Annotated in this window: 25 protein-coding genes; 5 read left to right on the forward strand and 20 right to left on the reverse strand. The window is 42.5% G+C overall.

Annotation, left to right across the window (positions count from 1 at the left end; genetic code table 11):
* Positions 1-176: 176 nt before the first annotated feature.
* Positions 177-1,271, forward strand: coding sequence for a Nif3-like dinuclear metal center hexameric protein (locus tag OLM34_RS06060; protein ID WP_264405908.1), 1,095 nt, complete (start codon positions 177-179; stop codon positions 1,269-1,271).
* A gap of 413 nt (positions 1,272-1,684) precedes the next feature.
* Positions 1,685-2,458 (forward strand): zinc ribbon domain-containing protein, encoded by a 774-nt coding sequence (locus OLM34_RS06065; RefSeq protein WP_264405910.1) that lies wholly within the window; start codon positions 1,685-1,687, stop codon positions 2,456-2,458.
* 224 nt (positions 2,459-2,682) lie between these two features.
* On the opposite strand, the gene OLM34_RS06070 is transcribed toward OLM34_RS06065, so the two are convergent.
* The 3 genes from OLM34_RS06070 to OLM34_RS06080 are packed head-to-tail and all read right to left on the reverse strand — an operon-like array spanning position 2,683 to position 7,949.
* Positions 2,683-4,422 carry a TonB-dependent receptor gene (locus OLM34_RS06070; RefSeq protein WP_264405911.1) on the reverse strand — a complete coding sequence of 580 codons (1,740 nt, stop codon included), beginning with the start codon at positions 4,420-4,422 and terminating at the stop codon, positions 2,683-2,685.
* A gap of 2 nt (positions 4,423-4,424) precedes the next feature.
* Positions 4,425-7,421 carry a tetratricopeptide repeat protein gene (locus tag OLM34_RS06075; RefSeq protein ID WP_264405912.1) on the reverse strand — a complete coding sequence of 999 codons (2,997 nt, stop codon included), beginning with the start codon at positions 7,419-7,421 and terminating at the stop codon, positions 4,425-4,427.
* Between the two features lie 3 nt (positions 7,422-7,424).
* The gene (locus OLM34_RS06080) at positions 7,425-7,949 is read right to left on the reverse strand and encodes an NUDIX hydrolase (protein ID WP_264406019.1); all 525 of its coding nucleotides are present in this window, start codon (positions 7,947-7,949) and stop codon (positions 7,425-7,427) included.
* Positions 7,950-8,168: 219 nt separating this feature from the next.
* On the opposite strand from OLM34_RS06080, the gene OLM34_RS06085 reads away from it, so the two are divergent.
* The gene (locus tag OLM34_RS06085) at positions 8,169-8,492 is read left to right on the forward strand and encodes a DUF2784 domain-containing protein (RefSeq protein WP_264405913.1); all 324 of its coding nucleotides are present in this window, start codon (positions 8,169-8,171) and stop codon (positions 8,490-8,492) included.
* A gap of 11 nt (positions 8,493-8,503) precedes the next feature.
* On the opposite strand, the gene OLM34_RS06090 is transcribed toward OLM34_RS06085, so the two are convergent.
* The 17 genes from OLM34_RS06090 to OLM34_RS06170 all read right to left on the reverse strand — a co-directional run bounded on the left by OLM34_RS06090 (position 8,504) and on the right by OLM34_RS06170 (position 20,770).
* Positions 8,504-9,598: a HigA family addiction module antitoxin gene (locus tag OLM34_RS06090; RefSeq protein ID WP_264405924.1), complete on the reverse strand. Its 1,095-nt coding sequence runs from the start codon at positions 9,596-9,598 to the stop codon at positions 8,504-8,506.
* A gap of 12 nt (positions 9,599-9,610) precedes the next feature.
* Positions 9,611-9,877: a killer suppression protein HigA gene (locus OLM34_RS06095; RefSeq protein ID WP_264405925.1), complete on the reverse strand. Its 267-nt coding sequence runs from the start codon at positions 9,875-9,877 to the stop codon at positions 9,611-9,613.
* A gap of 197 nt (positions 9,878-10,074) precedes the next feature.
* The gene (locus OLM34_RS06100) at positions 10,075-10,245 is read right to left on the reverse strand and encodes a hypothetical protein (protein ID WP_264405927.1); all 171 of its coding nucleotides are present in this window, start codon (positions 10,243-10,245) and stop codon (positions 10,075-10,077) included.
* Positions 10,246-10,340: 95 nt separating this feature from the next.
* Entirely contained in the window at positions 10,341-12,065 is a 1,725-nt protein-coding gene (locus OLM34_RS06105) for a fimbrillin family protein (protein WP_264405929.1), read from the reverse strand.
* Between the two features lie 248 nt (positions 12,066-12,313).
* Positions 12,314-12,631, reverse strand: coding sequence for a nucleotidyltransferase domain-containing protein (locus OLM34_RS06110; protein WP_264405931.1), 318 nt, complete (start codon positions 12,629-12,631; stop codon positions 12,314-12,316).
* 1,205 nt (positions 12,632-13,836) lie between these two features.
* Positions 13,837-14,505: a nucleotidyl transferase AbiEii/AbiGii toxin family protein gene (locus tag OLM34_RS06115; RefSeq protein WP_264405933.1), complete on the reverse strand. Its 669-nt coding sequence runs from the start codon at positions 14,503-14,505 to the stop codon at positions 13,837-13,839.
* The gene (locus OLM34_RS06120) at positions 14,502-15,002 is read right to left on the reverse strand and encodes a HigA family addiction module antitoxin (RefSeq protein ID WP_264405935.1); all 501 of its coding nucleotides are present in this window, start codon (positions 15,000-15,002) and stop codon (positions 14,502-14,504) included. Before OLM34_RS06120 ends, OLM34_RS06115 begins: the two co-directional genes overlap by 4 nt.
* 195 nt (positions 15,003-15,197) lie before the next feature.
* Positions 15,198-15,374 carry a hypothetical protein gene (locus OLM34_RS06125; protein WP_264405937.1) on the reverse strand — a complete coding sequence of 59 codons (177 nt, stop codon included), beginning with the start codon at positions 15,372-15,374 and terminating at the stop codon, positions 15,198-15,200.
* 648 nt (positions 15,375-16,022) lie between these two features.
* Entirely contained in the window at positions 16,023-16,412 is a 390-nt protein-coding gene (locus tag OLM34_RS06130; RefSeq protein WP_264405938.1) for a HEPN domain-containing protein, read from the reverse strand.
* Between the two features lie 8 nt (positions 16,413-16,420).
* Entirely contained in the window at positions 16,421-16,738 is a 318-nt protein-coding gene (locus OLM34_RS06135) for a nucleotidyltransferase domain-containing protein (RefSeq protein WP_264405940.1), read from the reverse strand.
* A gap of 12 nt (positions 16,739-16,750) precedes the next feature.
* Complete coding sequence (locus tag OLM34_RS06140; protein ID WP_264405941.1) at positions 16,751-17,239, reverse strand: hypothetical protein; 489 nt, start codon at positions 17,237-17,239, stop codon at positions 16,751-16,753.
* Positions 17,240-17,260: 21 nt separating this feature from the next.
* Complete coding sequence (locus OLM34_RS06145) at positions 17,261-17,563, reverse strand: nucleotidyltransferase domain-containing protein (RefSeq protein ID WP_264405942.1); 303 nt, start codon at positions 17,561-17,563, stop codon at positions 17,261-17,263.
* 144 nt (positions 17,564-17,707) lie between these two features.
* The gene (locus OLM34_RS06150) at positions 17,708-18,019 is read right to left on the reverse strand and encodes a hypothetical protein (protein WP_264405943.1); all 312 of its coding nucleotides are present in this window, start codon (positions 18,017-18,019) and stop codon (positions 17,708-17,710) included.
* Positions 18,020-18,124: 105 nt separating this feature from the next.
* Complete coding sequence (locus OLM34_RS06155; RefSeq protein WP_264405945.1) at positions 18,125-18,982, reverse strand: nucleotidyl transferase AbiEii/AbiGii toxin family protein; 858 nt, start codon at positions 18,980-18,982, stop codon at positions 18,125-18,127.
* Positions 18,983-19,060: 78 nt separating this feature from the next.
* Positions 19,061-19,831, reverse strand: a complete 771-nt coding sequence (locus OLM34_RS06160) for a type IV toxin-antitoxin system AbiEi family antitoxin domain-containing protein (RefSeq protein ID WP_264405946.1) — start codon at positions 19,829-19,831, stop codon at positions 19,061-19,063.
* 226 nt (positions 19,832-20,057) lie between these two features.
* Positions 20,058-20,360: a nucleotidyltransferase domain-containing protein gene (locus OLM34_RS06165; RefSeq protein WP_264405948.1), complete on the reverse strand. Its 303-nt coding sequence runs from the start codon at positions 20,358-20,360 to the stop codon at positions 20,058-20,060.
* Positions 20,361-20,503: 143 nt separating this feature from the next.
* Positions 20,504-20,770 carry a hypothetical protein gene (locus OLM34_RS06170; protein ID WP_264405949.1) on the reverse strand — a complete coding sequence of 89 codons (267 nt, stop codon included), beginning with the start codon at positions 20,768-20,770 and terminating at the stop codon, positions 20,504-20,506.
* A 136-nt stretch (positions 20,771-20,906) separates the two neighbouring features.
* On the opposite strand from OLM34_RS06170, the gene OLM34_RS06175 reads away from it, so the two are divergent.
* Together OLM34_RS06175 and OLM34_RS06180 are read left to right on the forward strand one after the other, a co-directional pair.
* Positions 20,907-21,089, forward strand: coding sequence for a hypothetical protein (locus OLM34_RS06175; RefSeq protein WP_264405951.1), 183 nt, complete (start codon positions 20,907-20,909; stop codon positions 21,087-21,089).
* A gap of 16 nt (positions 21,090-21,105) precedes the next feature.
* Positions 21,106-21,954 (forward strand): AAA family ATPase, encoded by an 849-nt coding sequence (locus tag OLM34_RS06180; protein WP_264405952.1) that lies wholly within the window; start codon positions 21,106-21,108, stop codon positions 21,952-21,954.
* Positions 21,955-22,287 lie beyond the last annotated feature (333 nt).

Raw genomic sequence — 22,287 nt, forward strand, 5'->3', positions numbered from 1 at the left:
AGAGAATAAATTGCAAGCTCAAGCTGACAAAGATACAGAAAGTTGATGAAACTTCCAGGACAGGAAAAGGAGCTAAGCCTCATAGGCAGTGAGCGCTGCGAGTGATTCGTAGCGCTTTTTCATTTTTTGAAAATTATCATGTACATTTGCAATACCAACCCTAAAAAACGAAGGTTATGCGCATAAAAGATATTCTTCAGGTAATCGAACAACTTGCGCCGCCGGCCTTACAGGAAGATTTCGATAATGCCGGTCTGCAAGCGGGCGATGTCAATCGCGAAGCAACAGGCGCACTTCTGTGTATCGATGTAACGGAAAACGTAATCGATGAAGCCCTTTCGCTGGGATGCAACCTCGTCATTTCGCACCATCCCCTGCTTTTTCGTCCGGTAAAGTCGCTCACCGGTCAAACCTACATCGAGCGATGCCTAATCAAAGCCATCAAAAACGATGTTGTCCTTTACGCAGCACACACCAATCTCGATAACGCACAAGGCGGCGTAAATTACAAACTGGCCGATATGCTGGGGTTGCAACAAGTGCGCATCCTGAGTCCCAAGAAGAGCGCCTTGCTCAAGCTTGTTACCTTTGTTCCCGAATCCCACGCCGAGTCGCTTCGCTGCGCACTTTTCAACGCCGGTGCCGGTACCATTGGCAACTACGATTCGTGCAGCTACAACCTCACCGGCGAAGGTACGTTCAGGGCACGCGAAGGAGCTAATCCGTTTGTAGGCAGGGTAGGGGAGCTGCATTTCGAAAAAGAGGTACGCATCGAAACCGTGCTGCCCCGCTATCGGCAAGACGACGTCCTTCGTGCTTTAATTGCCGTACACCCCTACGAAGAGCCCGCCTACGATTTCTATCCGTTGGAAAACACCTGGGCTCAAGCCGGCAGCGGCGTGGCAGGCGTGCTCCCCGAACCGATGCCCGAACAAGAGTTTCTCTATCTGCTGAAAGATATTTTTAACCTTCCCACCATCCGTCACACCAAAATTCAAAACCGTGAAATTCGCGATGTGGCACTTTGTGGCGGCAGCGGCGCCTTCCTCATCCCTCAGGCCGTAGCCTACGGAGCCGACGCCTTTGTTACCGGCGAAGCAAAGTATAACGATTTTTACGATGCTGAAGACCGTATATTGCTGGCTGTTGTAGGACATTACGAGTCGGAAATCTGCACAAAAGACCTCTTTTACGATGCTGTTTCAAAAAAATATCCTACCTTTGCATTACATAAATCGGCATTCGATTCGAATCCCGTAAAATATTTGTAACTCGTTGACGGTCTGACTTGTTCCCGCCGTTACAAATCAAATGTGGTAATGAAACGATGAGGCTATCGTTTAATTACTGCATTTTTTTGTCGGTCACACAAGATTGTCAGGCGCGGGTATTACAAACATTACAAATATTACAACTATGAGTCTGCTTTAAAAAGTCCAAATTGCTTAAAATAAATTTTGTAAAAACTTGATTATCTCGTTTATTTTTTACTCGTTTTCGATAAACAAGACTTATTCAAGTGGACTCAAATATTACAAATATTATCAGATGTAAATATTGTTAGTTTACAAGTATGGGTCAGCGATACTCATCCAAAAAATGTGTGAGTAGCAAAAAAAGAGCATAAGAATAAGTTGATACACGTATTATTAGTTCATATTCACAATAAAAAACAAGACCAACTATGGCAACCAAGAAAAAAAGTTCAACAGAAGAGGTATCGGTAGAAGAAAAGTTGAAGATACTGTATAAGCTCCAATCGTATCTCTCCGAAATCGATCGCATTAAAACCCTTCGTGGGGAGCTGCCTTTAGAAGTAGCCGACCTCGACGACGAAATCGCCGGGCTGAATACGCGAATTGCCAAATTCGAATCCGATCTCGTTGAGATCAACAAAGCCATTAAAGAAGAGAAGGAGAAGATCGAAATCAGCAAGGCTAAAATTGAAAAGTACAACAAACAGCTCGACAATGTACGCAACAGCAAAGAATACGACCATCTGTCCAAAGAAATTGAGTTCGAAACACTGGAAATCGAGCTGGCCGAAAAGCATATTCGCGATTATCAGCAAGAAGCCAAAAACATTGAAGAACAAATCAATGCGGCTAAAGAGCTGCTCAACGAAAAAATGCTCGATTTGGAACAAAAACGCAAAGAGCTGAACGATATTATTTCGGAAACCAAAGCCCAAGAAGAAAAACTTCGCGAAAAAGTCAAAAAAACCGAAAGCAAAGTAGATCCCCGTTTGCTTGCCGCATTCCGTCGCATCCGCAAAAATGCGCGCAACGGACTAGCCATCGTTACGATTCAACGCGGTGCTTGTGGTGGCTGTTTCAACAAAATTCCGCCTCAGCGTCAGTTAGATATCAAGATGGGGAAAAAGATCATCGTGTGTGAATACTGCGGACGCATCCTGGTCGATCCCGAACTCGTCGGCGCACCAATCATCGAATCATAGGCCTTTCACTTTACCGCTAACCATTCCGTGAACCGTATCGCATAACGAGAATTTGAATTCCTATAAGGAGGGTGTATCATAATGTGATTTCACCCTCTTTGTATTTTCGTACCCTATCGGGGAACAATTTTTAATTATTCAATTCTCGGCGGCTTATTTTTTATTTGGATACCGCTTCCAATTTGTTTCGGCGAATTGTGCAGGTTCGCTTCAACAATCAAAAATTAAAATTGGAAGGTAAATCCGCCCAGTATGTTGAAGGTTTGAGCAGGATGTCCGTACCAAATATCGTACTTCTTCGATAAAATGTTGTGAGCCCGAACGTTGAGCGAGATAGCATCGGTAATGTTGTAAACCACACCTGCATTCAGATCGTTGATATTCTCCATTTTCACGTTCTCGCCATTGAAAAACGACCACCGTCCCGAGGCCAGGTAATAATCCACCGTAAATTTCACCTCATCCGAAGTTTGCATCACCACCCTCACATCCGCCTCTAAATCCGGCAGGTTCCACGCTTTTGCCTCATCGATCTCCAGTTCACCCACACGGGCATCTTTTACCGTATAGAAATTCTTCTTCAACCGAAACGAAACATCCAGCGGCGACCAAATATTCCACCGGATCACTCCCCCGATGTGTGAGTGAGAAAGGTTACCGTATGCCGGAACCAGTCGCTCGTTTGCAACCCACTCTGTGACGGGATCGGTATTTAGCACCTGGTCCATTACCGGGAAATGCGCATCGTCCGTCTTCCGGAAACCGCCGAAAATATCCAGCCTGAAACCCTCGAGTTCGCCCATCTTCACCCCCGCTTCCACATCCACAAGTGTGAACGACGGCTTCAGCACCATCCCCGGCTTATAGTAACGCGACTCCTGCATCACGTTCAGGTACGTATTATCGTCAATCCCCCCCTTCACATTTGCATAAAGCGACGACTTTTCGGTAATCATCAGGGTAACCCCCATGTTGGGTGCTACACGCACCATATCGTTTTCGCCAAACTGCAGCAACACATCCGCACCCAGTCGGGCATTCCAACCCATCCCGTCAAACAAAACAAACGGTGCCGCGTTTACCAGCAGGTAATTTTTCACATCCGACGGTTCACCATAAAACACCCCCGTCACCTTGGCGTCCGCTCCCCATTGGCCGTCCGTTCCGTCCAACGGCTTCATCATTCCGGCCATCGCTTCAAGCTGATTGCCCGCCATCCCTTTCTCGGTAAGCATCGAGCCGAATTTCGAAGAAAAATGCTTAAAATCGACAATCCCCCTGTAGCGGTTTTCTTCCGATTCCGCCGATTTCAACCCCGCCTTGGCATGAAACACCTTCAGCCGCTGTTTCTCGTCGTCGAAGATCCGGTTTTTCCCGAAAGTATTGCCATAGTAGTTAAACTGCGAAAGCAGATACGACGCCTCCACATCGAGACGCGACGCATCGAAACGATGGCTGTACTCCGCCTCGCCCTTGTTGTCCATAAAATAGGCCGTCACCGTTGCCGGGTCCGATTGCTGCACATACTTCACGTCGCCGTTGGTCGAGTTGTGCAACACCCTCACGCTCAATCTGTCGTTGTCCGTTTCCACCAACCGGTAACTCAGTGCCCCGTCCACGTTGGCATAATTGCCTGCGTTCAAAAAGAAATACCCCCTTTCCGTGCTGTACGGAATCTCCGTCATGATACTTGCCGGGCGTGGAATGGCAATCTCCATCGGCGGATTCGTTCGTCCCGCCCACGAAGCATACTCCACATTCGGTTTTCTCACCGCCGGTTCGGGTAATGCCGGCAGCGAACTGATTTTCACTGCATCTTTCAGCGTCGGATTAAACTGTCGTTCCAGCTCCATCTGCCTTCTCAGCAACGAATCCTGTTGCTGCGCCGAAACACCTGCGGCAACCACCAACCCTGCCGCCAAAGGGAATACATATCTTTTCATCTTCAGCTTGATCTTCTTCATTTTCAATTCAGTTTACTCAACCGTTCGTCAATCATCTGCCGGATATCGGCCTCGTTACCTTTGTAATTTGCCTTCAAGCTCTGCAAATACTGCTTCGCCTGAAAAGCATCACCCCGTGCCGCATACGTATCCGCCAGCACGATAATTGCCCGCGCCATCCAATACTGATGGGGCGTTCCTTTCTGCATGAAATCCTTCACCTGCGCCTCCGCCCTGTCGTACGATTTCCATCGGAAATACGTATCCGCCAGGATAAACTGCGCCTCAGCCCCATACACGCTGCGCGTATCGCCGGCTATCGCCTGAAAATCGGCCATCGCCTTGTCCGGATCCTTCAGTTGCTGATACGCTTTGCCTCTCAAGTAACGCGCCTCCGTCGCCATCTCCGGCGACAGGGCGGCACTGCCCAGCAAGTCGGTTGCCGCCCGCACCACCTCGTTGTAGTTCTCCAACTTCATCTGCGTCCGCACCAACCCCATCAACCCCTCTTGACGGTTGACCGCATTGCGGCTCATGTTGGCCAACTTCGCATAATCCGCCAGCGCCTGTCGGTAGTTCCCCTTCTCATACTCTGCCTGCGCCGCATACAGCAACGCATTCTCCATGAATTTGGTATTCCCCGCGTCAATCACCTTGCGAAAATATCCCAGCGCCTCGTTCTTATTCCCTTTCTCGTCAGCCATCACTCCCAGGTAATAGTTCGCATCGCTGCTGAACGCCCCGTCGGGATAACTTTGCAAGTAACGCACCAGTGCCTGTTGAGCCTCGCTTTTCGACCCCTTCATATACACCCTTTCCGCAGCCAAAAACGTCAGCGAATCTTGTTGCGACGGTGCAATCCGCAACCCACCCGGCAACGAGTTGGCATAGTTGATATACGACTCGATATCGTTCATGTCGCGATACACCGTCTCCATCGAAATCAGCGCATTGCGCGCATCCTCCGAACCCGGAAACTTCTCGATCACCCGCTTATACGCCGCCACACTCTGCGGATAGTTGCCCGCGTTGTAATACAACTGTCCAAGTTGAATACCCGCCTGACTCGCAACAGGACTGTCGGGAAACTTCGCAATCAGCTCCTGCAGCACCTTTATCGCCTCCGTCTCGCGACCGAGCATCGTCAGCGCGCGGCTCTTTTCATACAACGCATCGTCGTAATATATTGAATTGGGATAGCGGCGCATCAGCTCGTCCAGTTCCCTGATCTTGCCCTCGTAGTTGCGCTGCAACCCCATCACAAACGCCCGCTGAAAAGCTGCATAGTCCGCCGCCTGCGGATTCACCTCCGTCGCCTGTGCATACCGCCGCTCCGCCTCGGCGAAATTACGGTTGTAATAATGAATATCCCCAAGCCGGTTCAGCGCATCGGCATACTCGGGACGATTCTTGTTCGTTTCTGCCGCGAGATACTGTTGAAACGACCGCATCGCCTCGGCATACCGGTTTTGGTTAAACTGCGCATACCCCAGGCTGTACCAACCCAATGCATAATTCTTGTCCGTCGACCGCGCACTGTTCACAAACACCTTGAAATCCGCCTCAGCGTTCATGTAATTCCCCAGCCGGTAATACGACTCTCCCCGCCAGAAATACGCACTGTTGCGTGCCTCGGCATCGTAATTTCCCATGCCGATACACGACGCAAACAGGCGAATCGCCTCGTTGAGGTTGCCGTTGATAAACTGCTGAGCCCCCAGCTGAAAAAGAATCATCTGTTTCGCCTCCAGAATACGCCGTCCTGGATTCGCAATCCGGTTAATCGCCTCCAACGCCGCCTGATAATCCTTGGCCGAGAGAAACGTTTCGGCCAAAATATCGTTCACCTTGTCGGCATACGGCGAGTCGGGATACTGTTGCAGAAACTTCTCGAAAAGCCCGATCGATTCGCCGAACACCGACATGTTCGTCTCGTGCACCAGCAGCGCATAGTTATATAGCGCTGTCTCCGTCGCCTTCGCATCGAAACTCTCACGCGACGCCGCCTCAAAAGCAAATTGCGCCTGCTGCTTGTCGCCCTGCCGCAGGTAAAGCTGCCCCAACTGCAGCTGTGCATTTTGAGTCAGCGCGTCCTGCTGACCCACTGCCAGCTGCATCATCCGTATTGCATCGGCATATTTCCCCGCATCGCTATACGCCAACCCCATAAAATACGCGTCCCCCCGCAGCGGCTTGTCGGTTTTTTCCAAATACTTCTCATAATACGTAATCGCCCGGTTGGTATATCCCAGCCGGTAGTTCGCATTCCCCAATATCCGGTACATCTCGCCCGTATGATCACTTTGCGGATACGCCTCCACAAACGCCTCAGCCAGTCGCACGGCCTCATCCAACTTCCCGTCGAAAAAGACCGCCTGAGCCGCATAAAACGACGCCTCCTCGCCATACATCGGATGATTCTTCAGCCGGTCAAAACGCTCCAGTGCCGCCGCATACTCCCCCCGAGTGTAAGCAATATACCCCAGGTAATAATCCGCCGCGTCACCATATTTCTTGCTGTTTTGGTACAGCAACGCATACCACCGTTCCGCTTCACCTGTCACCCCCGTTTGTAACAACGTGTATGCCAGTCGGAAACCATAATCCTCCTGCTCGGTCGGCGTCAGGTAATCGATTTGGCAACGGTCAAACCATTCCTTAGCCGTTCGCCACTCTTCCCGGTCAAAATAATACGAAGCAATCAGAAACGCCCCCTCGTTGCGATGCACGCTTTCGGGATGCTCCTTGAGAAAAGCCATCAACTTTTCGCCGCCGTCTTCCTCACCCCGATAAAAACTGCAGGCTGCCATCATATACTCGGCCTCCTCCAGCAGCACCGCATCGTTACTCCGGGTAATAAATTCGGTCAACACCTCGTGCGCCGCCGCATAATCCCCCTCCAGAAACAACGTCTTTCCTTCGTTAAACCGGTTTTCGGGCGGAAGACGATACGCCGTTTGTTGCGCCACGCCGGCCTGCACCACGGCAACCAGCGTTATCATCAGCATATTTTTTTTCATATTTCAGATAGCTATTTTTTGCAACTTTTCTATTCCTTTACGAATAGAGGTCAGTCCGAACTCGGCCGCATTCACCTTTTTCTTGTCGATAAAGAGCAATTCCTCCACATCGTCCTGAGCTTTCAATCCGCTGAAATCCTTTACTTTACACCTAAAAAACAAATCCAGTGTATGCTCTTCAAAACCCGAATATACATAAATATTCGGAATAGAAAAAAGGTAGTGCAGCTCGCTCACATTCAAGCCTGTTTCCTCAACCACCTCGCGACACACCGCCTCTTCGGCAGTTTCAAACATATCGGTAAACCCGCCCGGCAGATCCAGCGTATCTTTTGCCGGCTCTTTCCCCCGTCGTGCCACCAGTAACTCCCCCTTGTCATTTTCGATCACCGCCACCACGGCGGCAATCGGGTTAAAATAATACACAAAGCCGCACCGCATGCATTTTTTCGACTTTTCGTTGTTGATCACAAATTTGTTGCTGCCACATTTCGGACAGTACACAAATTGATGTAGAGGATGCTGCATAGTTCCTTTTATTTGTTTCACTGCAAACTTACAATTTTGATGTTCAACTGCAAAACCTTGCCGCATAAATTTGGCCTCCATGGTGCAATTTTCCCCCAAATGCCTTACATTTGTAAGACATGACAGATTTTGCCCTATGCATACCGTATATGTGCTGTTGGATATTTTCTTTGTGATTTTTCATACCTCGCTCACCCTTTTCAACGCCCTCGGTTGGGCATGGAAAAAACCCGCGTATGGAACCTCATCACCCTTCTTCTCACCGGTTCTTCATGGCTTTTCCTTGGGATGATTGTCGGTGTTCCCGGCTATTGTCCGCTTACCGACTGGCATTTCAGCGTGTTAGAGAAACTGGGAGAAACCAACCTCCCCAATTCCTACCTCAAGTATCTTTTCGACCGCATAACCGGTCTTGATATCGATTCGTCGCTCGTCGACCGCGTGACGCTCATCGTGTTTGTCGTGGCATTCGCCCTTTCCGTTTTCCTCAACCTCCGCGATAAAATCCTTTCAAAACGTACGAAGCGCAAAGACGGAGATTAACCGTAATTTTTCTAAGACAGATCGACTTTTTTGATGAAATTCCTTCCTTTAGAATAAGAAAGTAACTTATGATGTTGAAGTCGTCCGATAATAATTGCCGGATGAGTATTGAATTTTTTAGCGAAATTAATAATGTCTTCGTTCGAAATTGGTTCTTTCTGCAAAATTTCCTTTTCTTCTTCTTCGGTAAGTGTCCATTTCACAGCAAAATCATCCGCTTCCTTTTCTTTAACTTCATCATAATCGGAATAATCTTTCACATTTTCCAAGAATATGTCTTTTTTGCCATGAAGAATGATATGACCCGCTTCGTGGAAAAATGTAAACCAGAAAATATCGTTTCTATTATATCTTCCCGTTAATTGAATAAGAGGGGATTCATTTATCCATCTTGTCGAACCGTTGATGGGAGCCTTGGGTAGACAAGGAGTGTAAATGATTTTTACTCCCGCTGATAAACACATTTGTTGGAGTTCTTCAAAGAAATTATCCGGATGTTCTGCCATTAACGATTTGATTTCAGGTAGCAATTTTTTAAAAGCTGTTTTCGAATATTTGTTACTAGACAATTCTGTAGCTTGCAATTCCCCTTTACGGAGCCATGCCGATATAGCATAAGGTTCACTAGAATGAGCAAGCGATATACGGAACTCTATTTTAAGTTGTTGATTTAAATAATAATTATTCCATGCCTCAGGTGAACTTACTCCGAAAAAAGAAAATAACGCTAAAGTTTTTTCTTCCATTGTTTTGCATGCAGGCAACCAGCCTTTTTTTATCATGTCTGCAACAGGAAATTTCTTTGTCCATTCAGCGGATGATTCAATAAGGGAATTTCTTTTCTTTCTTGCCATATATTCGTCGTAACTGCGTTGTCTGTTCAACCAAAAACGAGCCGGTATTTTTGTTACGCTTTCAAATTGAACTGCCATTTCGGGAGTGATGGAACTTTTGCTGTTTAATATTTCCGAAATGGTTTTTTCGGGTTTCCCTGTACGTACGGCAAATTCTTTTGGTCCCATACCCATTTCCTTAAGTTTTTCGGCAAGTGTTTCGCCCGGATGAAATACTACTTGCGGTATATATTGATTTTTAGTGGTTTCCATAATAATTCTTTTTTAATGATGATAATCAGTAATTTCGATAATTTCTATACATTTAATTTCACTCCATATAAATTTACCGTCCGATGTGACAGGAACGGGATTTTCATAAGGTTTAAAAATTAATCGGTAAGGTTGATCAAGATCACAAGCCCATTCTCCTTTTCTATCTGCAGTGAGTTCGTGGTAGCGCCCCGGGAGATATCTTACGTCTTCAAGTGTTTCTGCATCTCTTAAATCATTCAAACGTTTGTGATATAGTTCTGCTCGTCTTTTCCCCATTTCTTTGCAACATTTACTATAATCGTTGGCAAATTTTTTGAGTTTATTGATCTTAAAAATTATTTCCACTGCAAAGATAATTACTTTTTTAATTTACAGCAAGTGTTATTTAATTTTTTAGTATGTTTTTAAGAGTAGAATAATGTATTTCATAAACATTTTTAAAATCGACAACCAGGTAATCGTCAAATTACTTTTCAATCTAAATCTTCGAGAAATATTTCCGGCTCAAATTCGGTTACGCCGGATATTTTTAGTTTCACTTGAAATGTTTTTACTACTTCCGGTTCAATAACCATATTGTAATCATAGTCATCGGGATAATCTTTCAATTCAAATTCATAATCCTCATCAATTTTTGATATCATGGCAGTTTCATTTAGAAAAAATAATTTTTACCTGGACAAAAGGATACTCGTTGAAATTCATTTAAACGCATGTCGTTTTGTTATTACCTGCAAATTTATTCATTTTCCACGGTAATATCGTCTATCCAAAGATTGTAAGCGGCACCTGATCCTACTTTAAAAGCTATTAAGTTATCTCCGGCAGTGGTTGCTATGTCTGGTGACCCCGTCATGTCTAACGTTACTTTTACCCAATTGCCACCGGTATTGATGAGCCCGTCATATTTATTCGATGCGCCGGATGACAATATTGTGTCTGAATCGCAATCTTTTAGATTATAGTAAGCGGTTGTCGTAGTATATAAAATGATGGATAATGATTTTTCTGAAGTTCCTTTAATATAGAATACGATTTTGCTCGGCATGGTAAAATTTTCGGGAACCTTTGCCGTGAAAACACATTCGTTAATATCCGGCGTTCTTCCGTTCAGATGCAGCGAACTTGTTCCTGTATATGCTTCAGCAGTACTTTGGGTTGCATACGAAGGCAAACCGGTGGCCAATCCTGCAGTAAAAGCGCCCCAGTCTTCAAAATCCGAGCCGGGAAACAATGTCGGTCCGACAACATGTTCAGCTTCACCGTATTCCTGAATAACCGTAACCCCCACCGGTGATAATACCGAAGAAGCCGCAGGTGTAAACGTAACGGCAGTCGTACGTCGGACATCGGTATTTTCTGTGGCAGTAAGCGTAATAACGGCCGTGCCCGATCCGCTTTCAGGAGACAAGCTCAACCAAGGTTGGTCACTGACAGCCGTCCACGCCTGACCGGCATCGGCAGTCAACGTTATCGTTGTTGTTGCGTTCGAGGCAGGCAGATTGACCGTCGTTTTGTCGACGGTAAACGACAACGGCTCAAGTTCACCCGCGTCGCCACCTTTTCCGGGTTCAATCGGACGAATTGTCCCGCTGCCCTCCGAAGCAATACCTCCCGGCGTTAAGGTAAACGTATAAGTATGGCTGTACCCTCCGACCAACACATTGTCTTCAACAGGTTTCCATTCGTATTTTTTGCCGTCGGCCAACGCAATGGCAATCGTGATATCCGTCATCTGCTGTCCGGGAAGCAGAAATGCTGTTGCCGTTGCCGTATCGGCCGTGGCGTCCGTTTTCACAACCGGCATAATCTCTCCGATATCGCTTCCCGGCCTTACTACGCCATCTGTAAGATTAAGCCAACCGTTGGTAGTAACATTATTCAATGTAACCTTCATACCCTCCAACACAACATCCGCAGCCGAAAACGAAAGAACCAACTGCGCCAGTTTATGATCAAATATCAGGGGAATTTTGGGCGTGGTTTTATCCTTTCCCTCGGCCTTTGCGTATAACACGTCTATTCGTGAGGGAACCGTCTGATCGGTTATATCCACGGTAACGTTGAAATCCTTTCCGGCAGCAGCCGAATACGGATAATACGCCACAAAATCCAATTTCGATCCGTTGCCCGGCAGCATAACGGCTTTTTCTGCGTCAGCAGCCTGAAATATCCCTTCAGCACCTCCCGTGGAATTCACATAATCCACGTTAATAAAAGAAGCCTCCTCCCATGTTTTTCCCGTAGGAACGGCATAAATTCCGATATGATCACCGGCATCCCAATCTGTCCCCGACGCACGGGTTAAAGAAGGATCATTATGTGTAACTTCACTAATTGCACTGTAAAATGCCACGGCTACACTTTCGTCATTCCCGTGCGGAATATCCGTTTTGTTGCAAGCTCTTGTAAAAAGAAGCAGCATGCCCAACACAGGCAGATAAAAAATCATTCGATATTTCATAAAAGCAAATAAAAAAATCCCCTTAACGGTTTATATCGTCAAGGAGAAAAAATTATGCGAATTCAGCTTCAAATCCTATCTTGAAAATGATCTCGCAGCAAAGATAAGCAATCCGGCAAAAGAGAGAAAATATTTTTTTTAATTGACGAAAGAAAAACGTTGGTTAAATCATCCTCTCAGGTGGTTTTGCTTTGAAATCGAATACCTTATCAAAATTAAAACAGAATCATTCAAAATTCATTTTTTCTTCATAGAGCAATGCCTTCATTTAGGATATCGATTTGGAAAGGCGTTTTGAATGGCCTTTTTTCCCAATTCTTTTTTAAAACAATCATCGGACTGATGGGGACACCTGTTTCTATTTCTATCTCATAAAGTGGCATGGTGATTTGCTGTTCTTCTTTTACCGACAACCGCTCTTTATCTATAATGATCAGTAAGTCAATATCACTATCCGGTCGGAAATCACCTCGGGCCTGGCTCCCGTAAACAATACTTTGTGCTTCAGGAGCAACCCGCTGCAATGTTTCTTTTATTCGTTTCAATATTTCGCTTCTGTCTGACATGGTCTATGGCTTTTATTAAGGATACTCATGAGTAACCTTCTAAGTTGAACTTAAAGACTACACCGGCCATAACCCGCAAAATACTCGTGATCATTTTCAACGTATTGCAAACAGGACGGCCCTTTGATACCCAAAGAAATTTACAGGCAGTAAAGCCTGATTGAGAAACCTCCTCACCGAACGGTTTCTTCCGACATTTTCTCGGTTCCTTATCTTTGTGGTGACATATTGAAAAATATGATCCCGTTTTCGCAAAATGATCAATAGACTTTGTCGGTATTGCAATATCTTTCATCTTTAATTACCTTTTCTGCAAAAACAATTCCACGCTCCGTTATCCTGAATTTCTGGCGAGGATGATTTGGCTTATTAAGGATTGTAAATTAAATTAACCGATGCGCCTGCAATTTTGCAATTATTCGGTTTAAATGACCGGATGCCCTTTTTAACCCCAACGCCTTTACCGGTTCACTGCGAGAAAGAGATTCTTTTTGAAGGTGAGTTAATATGAAAGTAAACATCGTTTTTTCTTTCTGCTCTTGCCCCTAACTCTTGCCCTAACTCCAGCCGCTTCGTCGAATACCTGTGATGATTTTTACAAACGGCTTGTCTATAAAATTTTCCAATTGTGTGATGTAAAAATCTCTTTCTATCCTATTACAATGAGTTTATGGTTACAACCACAAATATACATCATTTATTTATTATTTTTCGGGTTATAACCATAAAGTTTATAATTTCTCTGGACTTGCAAACTTATTTGAGACAAAAAGTTAAGCGACATTTTTAATTGATTCTTTTTTATTGCAGGGGATAGCAAAATCCCGGTCAATATCAGCTGTACCTATGCAATTTCATTTTGACCTTGTTCCGGATAAGAGAGAATATTTTCAGGAGCAAATAGCTTCCATTGCGAGTGATAGACCGAAGTGGCCGCTGGTTCATTGAGCAGATAACGCGTACTTTTTCCGATCTTTTTTGGCAAGCCTTTAAGAATTTGTCGCTCAATTTTAATTCCTTCACAGTCCGCTCTTCATCGGTTACACGCACCAGCGAATCCATTGGCGGCGTATAAACCCATTTTTCTGATTGTAAATTTATTCCACTCTAGTTCACACCAAGTTGTATTTTCAGGAATAAGTGTGACGTACTAAAAAGTTGACAGATTATTAATCTTATTTTTTACATTTTTTGAATGATTCGAATTATTGCAGCTTTTCCACCAACTCATCAAAATCCAATTTGATCAATTCCCATATTTTGCCTTTTAAGCAAATCGGATCCATATCTTCATCGGCAAAAGCGAAATTTTTGAATGAAGCAAGAATTTGGTCCCGATCATGTGTATATTCGTGTCTTTGTTTATGAAATTCAAGCATTTCAGATAAAGAATACTTGTCTAAGAGTTCATGTAAATCCCAGAAATCTTTTTTGCGTCCACCATGTGAAACAACATCTACTTTCATGGAAATTATATCGGGAAGACTTGCCAAGCGAATACCGTCTATTACATCGCAGGGGTCAATTATCTCATCGTGATAAAACAAATCTACTTTTACGCTGTCTTCTTCCGAATCCCCTACATAATATGACCGTCCAAAACCGATCAGTTCAGTTTTATCTAAGCAGTCATAATAGTCGTATTCATCATAGAAATATTTTTCGAAATTTTTAAAATCCAAACTCCGGTAGGGAGCATTAGTGAATAAATCGATATCAACTGATTTTCTATGCCCTAAGCGTAAACTTAGCGATGTCCCCCCAACCAAATAAAAAGGATCGAAAATTGGATTCTCCATTATATCGTGAAGAATTTTTTTCAATAAAGGTGTAACCGTTTCATAATACAATGTAGGAAAATTTTTATTCTTCATTCCTCTTTTTTTGTTAGATCGGTTGGTCGAAGGAATCTTGGTTTAAACTTTCTTAAATCGCTTTCCGTTAGTTGATAATATCGCATGATTTCGTCGATTTCTTCTTTATTCCCTCTCTCCAACACCCTGTTGACAACAGCCGTTTTATTTCTTTCCCAATCGATTTTATCAACATCCGTATCCCAAAAAACTATTCTGCGGATGCGGGGAGGTTTTTGGGAGTTTAAACTCGAAAACTTTTTATTCTTGTATTGTTTTATATCGTAGTAAGTTTGGAGCAGCGAAAGAAAGCCTTCGTCATAACCCATGAAACTTTCAATTTTCATTGCCTGGTCAATGGTCAAATTGCGTTTTCCGGCGACAATTGCGTTTATGGTTTCATACTTAATGCCCGTATTCTTTGACAATGTCCGCTGCGTTATTCCCTTTTTCTTTAAGTCTCTTTCGATAAGTTTTCCGGGATGAATACCTTTTATGAGTTCAATGCGATTATTCATATTTTTCACTCTTTAGGCAAAAGTACATGAAAATTGAGGTATTTCCAAGCGCATGAAAATAAAAAACAAGTCCACGTGGAAGTATCGCGATGGAGTGTACCGGCATCTTTAATTACCTTTAAATTCTTCCACTGTCACTACTGCTCCTGATGGGTAACGCATCACTCGTTACTTGTTACTTGTTATTCGTCAATATTAAAATTCCATTAACAAAAAATCTGAAATGTGGACATGTTGAACGCCTCCTACATTTTCTTTCCAAAAATCGTCCATCGTAACTACATACTTGGGATATTGATCCTTTATATCCAGTAATGGGGAAAATTCCCGGTCAACGGTTTCCCGGCTTTCCAATTTATAGGCTACTTGCACATATAGTTTTTTTCCCTGTTTCTCAGCAATAAAATCGATTTCCCGCGAATTGGACCTGCCCGTATAGACCGCATAATTCCTCCTTTTGAGTTCGAGGAAAACCGCCTAAACGCAAATAACGGACAAATGCCTCTTTATTTTTATTGGGTTCTTCTTTCCCAATCTTTCACTTCCTGAATTTCATCCAGTAGCAGATAATTTTTTTCATTAGAGACTGCTAACTTGGAAGCAATATAATTATACAGGTTTTCGGCCGTTCGGAGATCGGCATAAATAAAGCTTTTATATTACAATGAGTTTATGGTTACAACCACAAATATACATCATTTATTTATTATTTTTCGGGTTATAACCATAAAGTTGATTTTTTTATTGTTGCTTTGTTTATTCGTTGATTGAGTCTCCTCTGATAACCCCATTTTTCAAAAATGCGAAAAATTGAGATATTTCAGACGAATGTTGATGTTGGCCCAACAAGTTCAGCCCCTCAATTATTTCATCGGTAACAATAGGATACTCATGAGTAACCTGGTTGATTACAATGGTTCTCGAACCAAACAGGTAAACGGAGGTTTGTTCCCGAAATGTTTCTTCGCCAATTTATTTATGGTATCTATTTCAATGCAGAAATAAAGAGAGTTGTAAAATCTATAAAACCAATTCTTTAATCGCTGAAGTAAATTCTTTTGTTAATGCGATTAGTTCTTGCGTTATTTCATGATCGAAATAAATAAAGTCATCGTAATCGCTGCTATGCCTTTTTTCAAAAAGAGTATAATAAGTTGCTGCTTGGTTAAGAGGAATCTTTTTTGTTTTAACGTAATGCATGCCGAACATGGTTTTCATGCCACTATGAGTATGCGCTTGAATACCATCTTTAAGAAAGAGTGCCGAGATAGCATAATAGCATGCATAATATAGCCTATTTACGGCGGCATTGTAAAAATCTTCCTGATATAGCAACTCTGCTTCTTGAATAGCTTCGTCCGATCGTTGATACCTATAATCGATTAACGCCTCAATGTTGTTTTTATTCATTTTTTCTTTCATAGAGCAATGCCTTCATTTAGGATATCGATTTGGAAAGGCGTTTTGAATGGCCTTTTTTCCCAATTCTTTTTTAAAACAATCATCGGACTGATGGAGACACCTGTTTCTATTTCTATCTCATAAAGTGGCATGGTGATTTGCTGTTCTTCTTTTACCGACAACCGCTCTTTATCTATAATGATCAGTAAGTCAATATCACTATCCGGTTGGAAATCACCTCGGGCCTGGCTCCCGTAAACAATACTTTGTGCTTCAGGAGCAACCCGCTGCAATGTTTCTTTTATTCGTTTCAATATTTCGCTTCTGTCTGACATGGTGTATGGCTTTTATTCCGGAAGTTCGAACCGGTTTTTGACGAAATCTTTCACCTGCTCCAGTATATCCAACATCAATTGTTGATGTTGGCCCAACAAGTTCAGCCCCTCAATTATTTCATCGGTAACAATAGGATACTCATGAGTAACAATGTTTCTCGTTTCGCGGAGCGCCATCCATTCATCGGTACTTCGAATGACATTCAACTTTTCGAGTTTTGCCAGTCGGTCAATAAAAGGTAATTCCCTGATATCCTCTCCCAGATTCTCAAGAATTGCAGGGAATAATTTTCCACCCATACTATCCTGAAGTTTCGAAAAACGAAAAATCAACTGATCCATGAAACTCAATTCTTCAGGTTTCAACTGCTTATATTTTTCTTTATCCAAGGGAAAATGGTTTTTCACTTTCTCCCAGGCAAAACGCATGCGCTCGCTATGAACGGCACAAAGCTGAACGGCCTCTGTCAGTTTATTCCTTTTTTCCGATTGATTTTGCATATATATTGGTAGAATGGTTGATTACAATTTAACCCGGTCGCGAATGATCGAACGGTAAAAGCTTTCTTTTTGTCTCGTATTGGCATTGTCAAAGACAACATCGATTTTCCGGTCGCCTATTTCAGCTTTGAGTTCCGCCAGAAACCATACTTTTGCCTCAAGAGTCAATACCTCCTCGTTTTCGTTGCATATAAACAGGTCAATATCCCCGCCTTTTTTCCTGTCGTCGGTTCTCGAACCAAACAGGTAAACGGAGGCTTCGTCCCCGAAATGTTTCTTCGCCAATTTATTTATGGTATCTCTTTCAAATTCGTTTAAACGCATACCGCTTCGTTGTAGGAAAATTTTTATTCGTCATTGATAACAGCGAATCTCTTTTTTATGAGTTCAATGCGATTATTCATATTTTTCACTCTTTGTGCAAAGATATGAAATATAAGCAGAAATGTTTATTTTTCGGCGTCTTTTTCATTGATAAGTTGCAACTTCTGAATGAGAATGATAGCTGGTAGTTAGTAGTGGGTAATCGACTTTATCGATGCCAACTAATGCATCATCCGATATAAAACAGATGATTTCCGAAGGAAATTGTTCAGTGAACTCGTCAAAAAACTTACTTTCCCATTGAATGTACTTATTGTCGAAATGATAGACTTCGTTAGGGACAACTTCGATAAAGTGCGTATTCGATTTTTCGTCATGTTCATAACGAACACGAGTTCCGGGAAATTCGGTTATAAACGATTTTAATTTTAATATAATGAATTCGCTTGATATCATATTAATATTTTTTTTAATTGACGAAAGAAAAACGTTGGTTAAATCATCCTCTCAGGTGGTTTTGCTTTGAAATCGAATACCTTATCAAAATTAAAACAGAATCATTCAAAATTCATTTTTTCTTGTTTTCCACAACGCCATCGGATGATGCTTTATCCTTTTTATAATGAGAGGATCATCGAATAACAAGTCAGGACGATAATTACCTTTGTTGAATTCCATTATAAATACTTTTTCTTTACTTGTAAGAATCAACAACTCTTGAAGAAAGTTTATAATTTCTTCTTTTGCTTTCTCAAAATCAAAGCGTTCGCTTTTCCTTAAAACGGGCATAAGCGAAGAACGAATTTGGGAGAATTTTAGTTTTTGTATATTTTCGAACGAAAAATTTTCGGTCAATTGTTTTGAACTGCCCACTGCTAAATAAAACAAAATCGTTTTACGCAGCAAATCAAGTTCGTCGTCTTCAAAAATCTTTTTTGTGAGCATGTTGTGCACGTCATACAAATCTCGAGCAGCACATCGTTCAATTAAAGCTTTTATTTTACTTCCGAAAAGTTCCATAGGTGAAAGAATCTGAACTTGAACCTGTGGTAAAAAATTCACAGAGGTAGTACCTTCCATTAAAGGGAAAACGTGATTTCGCAATGAATAATTAATTTCAATTTTGATATTATCCTTATTGTTGACAACATTTTGATAGTAAAATACCCACGAATCCAAAGAATGGGGATTTTTTGTCCCCCGGTTTAATGCATATTTTTGTGAAGTCATAAAGTTTATAATTTCTCGATTGATTTCACTACGCATGTCTAGCATTTCTTTTTTATTGCAGGGGATAGCAAAATCCCAGTCAATATCAACAGACAATCGAGGCAGGTCAAAAACTGTCAGATTAATAGCTGTACCTCCTTTCAAGGCAAGAGATTTCGATAGCAAAGGGTTTTCGCCAAAATATTGCACAGTCGAAATGCTTTTTCCAGATTATCCCGAATGAAATTCGTCTCCAAAGCTAATTTTTCCAAATCTTGTTTGCTGTACCTATGCAATTTCATTTTGACCTTGTTCCAGATAAGAGAGAATATTTTCAGGAGCAAATAGCTTCCATTGCGAGTGATAGACCGAAGTGGCCGCTGGTTCATCGAGCAGATAACGCGTACTTTTTCCGATCTTTTTTCGGCAAGCCTTTAAGAATTTGTCGCTCAATTTTAATTCCTTTTGAAAATAAGAAAGCAAAAACCCCGTCTTCTGATAGAGAAATTGTTTGTCGTATATTTCAAGGTAAGTCTGCAATTTGTTTTCGTTTAAATAAGTCATGGCAGCTATTGCATGCAGCAACTCTTCCAATCCACCGGCACGATCGATGCGGTCAATGCAATCGATCACAGTCCGCTCTTCATCGGTTACACGCACCAGCGAATCCATTGGCGGCGTATAAACCCCTTTTTCGCTTATTGATTTGCAATAAAAATACTGAATACCTTCGAAATCGAATGGAGTAAATTTTTGTGCAGAAGAAATGTAAAGGACATAAAATTGCTGGTGAGCCAATCCATGATATTCCAGTGCTGAATGATACGATATGTAGGCCGAGGGTGTAATATTGCTACCAATTTCGAATTTTGTTGCTATGGCTTGTTTCGTTGCCAAATCGGTAATTGTATACAAATCGCGGCGAACGCGGCAGATCAATTGTTGTTTCTTATAGTTTTGCAGCAAGTCTTTTGCCGATTTTTCGTTACCGACAATTTGGACAACATCTTTCAGACGAAACAATTTCATTCGATGAAAATCTTCCAGATATTTCTTCATTTTATTTTAAATTTTTCTCAAAGGTACGGGAAAATCCGGACTTTCGGTAAATATTTAAAATTTTTCTCTATGAACAACGTTTATTCCGGAAGTTCAAACCGGTTTTTGACGAAATCTTTCACCTGCTCCGGTATATCCAACATCAATTGTTGATGTTGGCCCAACAAGTTCAGCCCCTCAATTATTTCATCGGTAACAAAAGGATACTCATGAGTAACCTGGTTGATTACAATTTAACCCGGTCGTGAATGATCGAACGGTAAAAGCTTTCTTTTTGTCTCGTATTGGCATTGTCAAAGACAACATCGATTTTCCGGTCGCCTATTTCAGCTTTGAGTTCCGCCAGAAACCACACTTTTGCCTCAAGAGTCAATACCTCCTCGTTTTCGTTGCATATAAACAGGTCAATATCCCCGCCTTTTTTCCTGTCGTCGGTTCTCGAACCAAACAGGTAAACGGAGGTTTCGTCCCCGAAATGTTTCTTCGCCAATTTATTTATGGTATCTATTTCAAATTCGTTTAAACGCATACCGCTTCGTTGTAGGAAAATTTTTATTCGTCATCGATAACAGCGAATCTCTTTTTTATGAGTTCAATGCGATTATTCATATTTTCACTTTTTAGACAAAGATATGAAATATAAACAGAAATGTTTATTTTTCGGCGTCTTTTTCATTGATAAGTTGCAACTTCTGAATGAAGATGAGGGATAATGATTTGCCGCTTGGATGTAGGAGTTTGGGGAAGATTAGGATGAAATGAGATGGGAGAGGGTTGAGATTTAAGGGTTTTAGGAGGGGGTTGCGTCGTGTGCAGCTTCGTTGGTACCGGCAACAGGTGTAACGTATGTTGCGGCATCTCCCCGAGTTGTTTTCGGGGAAGCGTTTGAGGGATGAGTAGCCGCACTTCATATTCGTACTCCCGCACCTCGGCAATCATAATTTTCTCGTGGTGCGTAGGTTTGGTATACTCCTTGGCACATTATTCACATTAGCACATTGAGAATCCATCTTACATTTCCGTAACTTACAAATTTGTAACTTACGGAAAAAGTATATACTTTTACAAAAAAAATATGGAAAAAGTTCCCTTTACTTATGGCAGAATTGCTGCCAACGAAGATTTCACCGATCGACAGGCAGAGCTGAAAAGGCTCATCGACAATTTCGACGGCTTAGTCAATACCATACTCATCTCACCTCGCCGGTGGGGAAAGACTTCAAAGAATTTTATCCGGCTCTCAGTAACCGCATTTTGAAGGCCACTTCCAACGGTTGGGAAGACTTTGCGGCAAACGCCAAACTATTTCTTTCACGCTTTATACCGACAGTTACCTTTTCACCCGACAAGCAACCGATCTTTCCTTCGGCATCAGTTGGAAGGAATTGGAAAAACAGCCGGACGATATTCTCGACTTGGCCGAAAACATTGCCCGAAAAAAAGATTTGCAACTCGTGATTTGCATCGACGAATTTCAAAACATCATGCAATTCGGCAATTCCGATGCTTTTCAGCAAAAGTTGCGTTCGCACTGGCAGAATCATCAGCAAGTGGCTTACTGTCTTTATGGCAGCAAACGCCACATCTTGCGGGATATTTTTAGCGATCCTTCAAAGCCGTTTTACAAGTTCGGCGATTTGATGCTGCTCGATAAAATTCCCGAAAGTGAATGGATCGTTTTTCTTTGCAGGCGATTCCAAGATACAGGCAAAACGCTTTTGCCGGACGATGCCCGATTAATTGCCCGGCTTGCCGACAATCATCCCTATTATGTGCAGCAATTGGCTCAGCAAGCATGGTTTAGAACAAATGACGAATGCAATCAAGATATCGTATTATCGGCGCATGAAGATATTGTCAATCAACTCAGCCTTCTGTTTGCCAACAGCACGGAGAAACTCTCTTCTTTTCAGATTAATTTACTCAAAGCTGTTTTATCGGGAGAAAAACAATTGACGGCGAAAGACACACTCGAAAAATATCAATTAGGCACTTCGGCCAATGTTGTCCGAATTAAACGCGGATTGATTGAAAATGAAATACTTGATGATACGGGTGAAGAATTATCGTTTTTAGATCCGATGTATAAATATTGGCTTCAAAAGAATTTTTTCAAGAAATAATATTTTGTTGATAACAGCTATTTTATTTATGTTCCGCTTTCATTTTCTTCTCTGCTTCTTGAATAGCTTCGTCCGAACGTTGATACCTATAATCGATTAACGCCTCAATGTTGTTTTTATTCATTTTTTCTTTCATAGAGCAATGCCTTCATTTAGGATATCGATTTGGAAAGGCGTTTTGAATGGCCTTTTTTCCCAATTCTTTTTTAAAACAATCAATTAAAAATGTCGCTTAACTTTTTGTCTCAAATAAGTTTGCAAGTCCAAACAGCGCTTGTTCGAATAGCTGTATGCCGTTATGGTCATGGCTGATTTCAGCTGAGAACAGGTTAA

Source organism: Anaerorudis cellulosivorans (genome assembly GCF_025943985.1).
GTDB classification, from domain to species: domain Bacteria; phylum Bacteroidota; class Bacteroidia; order Bacteroidales; family Dysgonomonadaceae; genus Anaerorudis; species Anaerorudis cellulosivorans.

Coding starts and splice junctions, on each gene's coding strand:
- OLM34_RS06060 (WP_264405908.1), top strand. CDS start 177: ATGCGCATAAAAGATATTCTTCAGGTAATCGAACAACTTGCGCCGCCG.
- OLM34_RS06065 (WP_264405910.1), top strand. CDS start 1,685: ATGGCAACCAAGAAAAAAAGTTCAACAGAAGAGGTATCGGTAGAAGAA.
- OLM34_RS06070 (WP_264405911.1), bottom strand. CDS start 4,422: ATGAAGAAGATCAAGCTGAAGATGAAAAGATATGTATTCCCTTTGGCG.
- OLM34_RS06075 (WP_264405912.1), bottom strand. CDS start 7,421: ATGAAAAAAAATATGCTGATGATAACGCTGGTTGCCGTGGTGCAGGCC.
- OLM34_RS06080 (WP_264406019.1), bottom strand. CDS start 7,949: ATGCAGCATCCTCTACATCAATTTGTGTACTGTCCGAAATGTGGCAGC.
- OLM34_RS06085 (WP_264405913.1), top strand. CDS start 8,169: ATGGAAAAAACCCGCGTATGGAACCTCATCACCCTTCTTCTCACCGGT.
- OLM34_RS06090 (WP_264405924.1), bottom strand. CDS start 9,598: ATGGAAACCACTAAAAATCAATATATACCGCAAGTAGTATTTCATCCG.
- OLM34_RS06095 (WP_264405925.1), bottom strand. CDS start 9,877: ATGGGGAAAAGACGAGCAGAACTATATCACAAACGTTTGAATGATTTA.
- OLM34_RS06100 (WP_264405927.1), bottom strand. CDS start 10,245: ATGATATCAAAAATTGATGAGGATTATGAATTTGAATTGAAAGATTAT.
- OLM34_RS06105 (WP_264405929.1), bottom strand. CDS start 12,065: ATGAAATATCGAATGATTTTTTATCTGCCTGTGTTGGGCATGCTGCTT.
- OLM34_RS06110 (WP_264405931.1), bottom strand. CDS start 12,631: ATGTCAGACAGAAGCGAAATATTGAAACGAATAAAAGAAACATTGCAG.
- OLM34_RS06115 (WP_264405933.1), bottom strand. CDS start 14,505: ATGAAGAATAAAAATTTTCCTACATTGTATTATGAAACGGTTACACCT.
- OLM34_RS06120 (WP_264405935.1), bottom strand. CDS start 15,002: ATGAATAATCGCATTGAACTCATAAAAGGTATTCATCCCGGAAAACTT.
- OLM34_RS06130 (WP_264405938.1), bottom strand. CDS start 16,412: ATGAATAAAAACAACATTGAGGCGTTAATCGATTATAGGTATCAACGA.
- OLM34_RS06135 (WP_264405940.1), bottom strand. CDS start 16,738: ATGTCAGACAGAAGCGAAATATTGAAACGAATAAAAGAAACATTGCAG.
- OLM34_RS06140 (WP_264405941.1), bottom strand. CDS start 17,239: ATGCAAAATCAATCGGAAAAAAGGAATAAACTGACAGAGGCCGTTCAG.
- OLM34_RS06145 (WP_264405942.1), bottom strand. CDS start 17,563: ATGCGTTTAAACGAATTTGAAAGAGATACCATAAATAAATTGGCGAAG.
- OLM34_RS06150 (WP_264405943.1), bottom strand. CDS start 18,019: ATGATATCAAGCGAATTCATTATATTAAAATTAAAATCGTTTATAACC.
- OLM34_RS06160 (WP_264405946.1), bottom strand. CDS start 19,831: ATGAAGAAATATCTGGAAGATTTTCATCGAATGAAATTGTTTCGTCTG.
- OLM34_RS06165 (WP_264405948.1), bottom strand. CDS start 20,360: ATGCGTTTAAACGAATTTGAAATAGATACCATAAATAAATTGGCGAAG.
- OLM34_RS06170 (WP_264405949.1), bottom strand. CDS start 20,770: ATGATTGCCGAGGTGCGGGAGTACGAATATGAAGTGCGGCTACTCATC.
- OLM34_RS06175 (WP_264405951.1), top strand. CDS start 20,907: ATGGAAAAAGTTCCCTTTACTTATGGCAGAATTGCTGCCAACGAAGAT.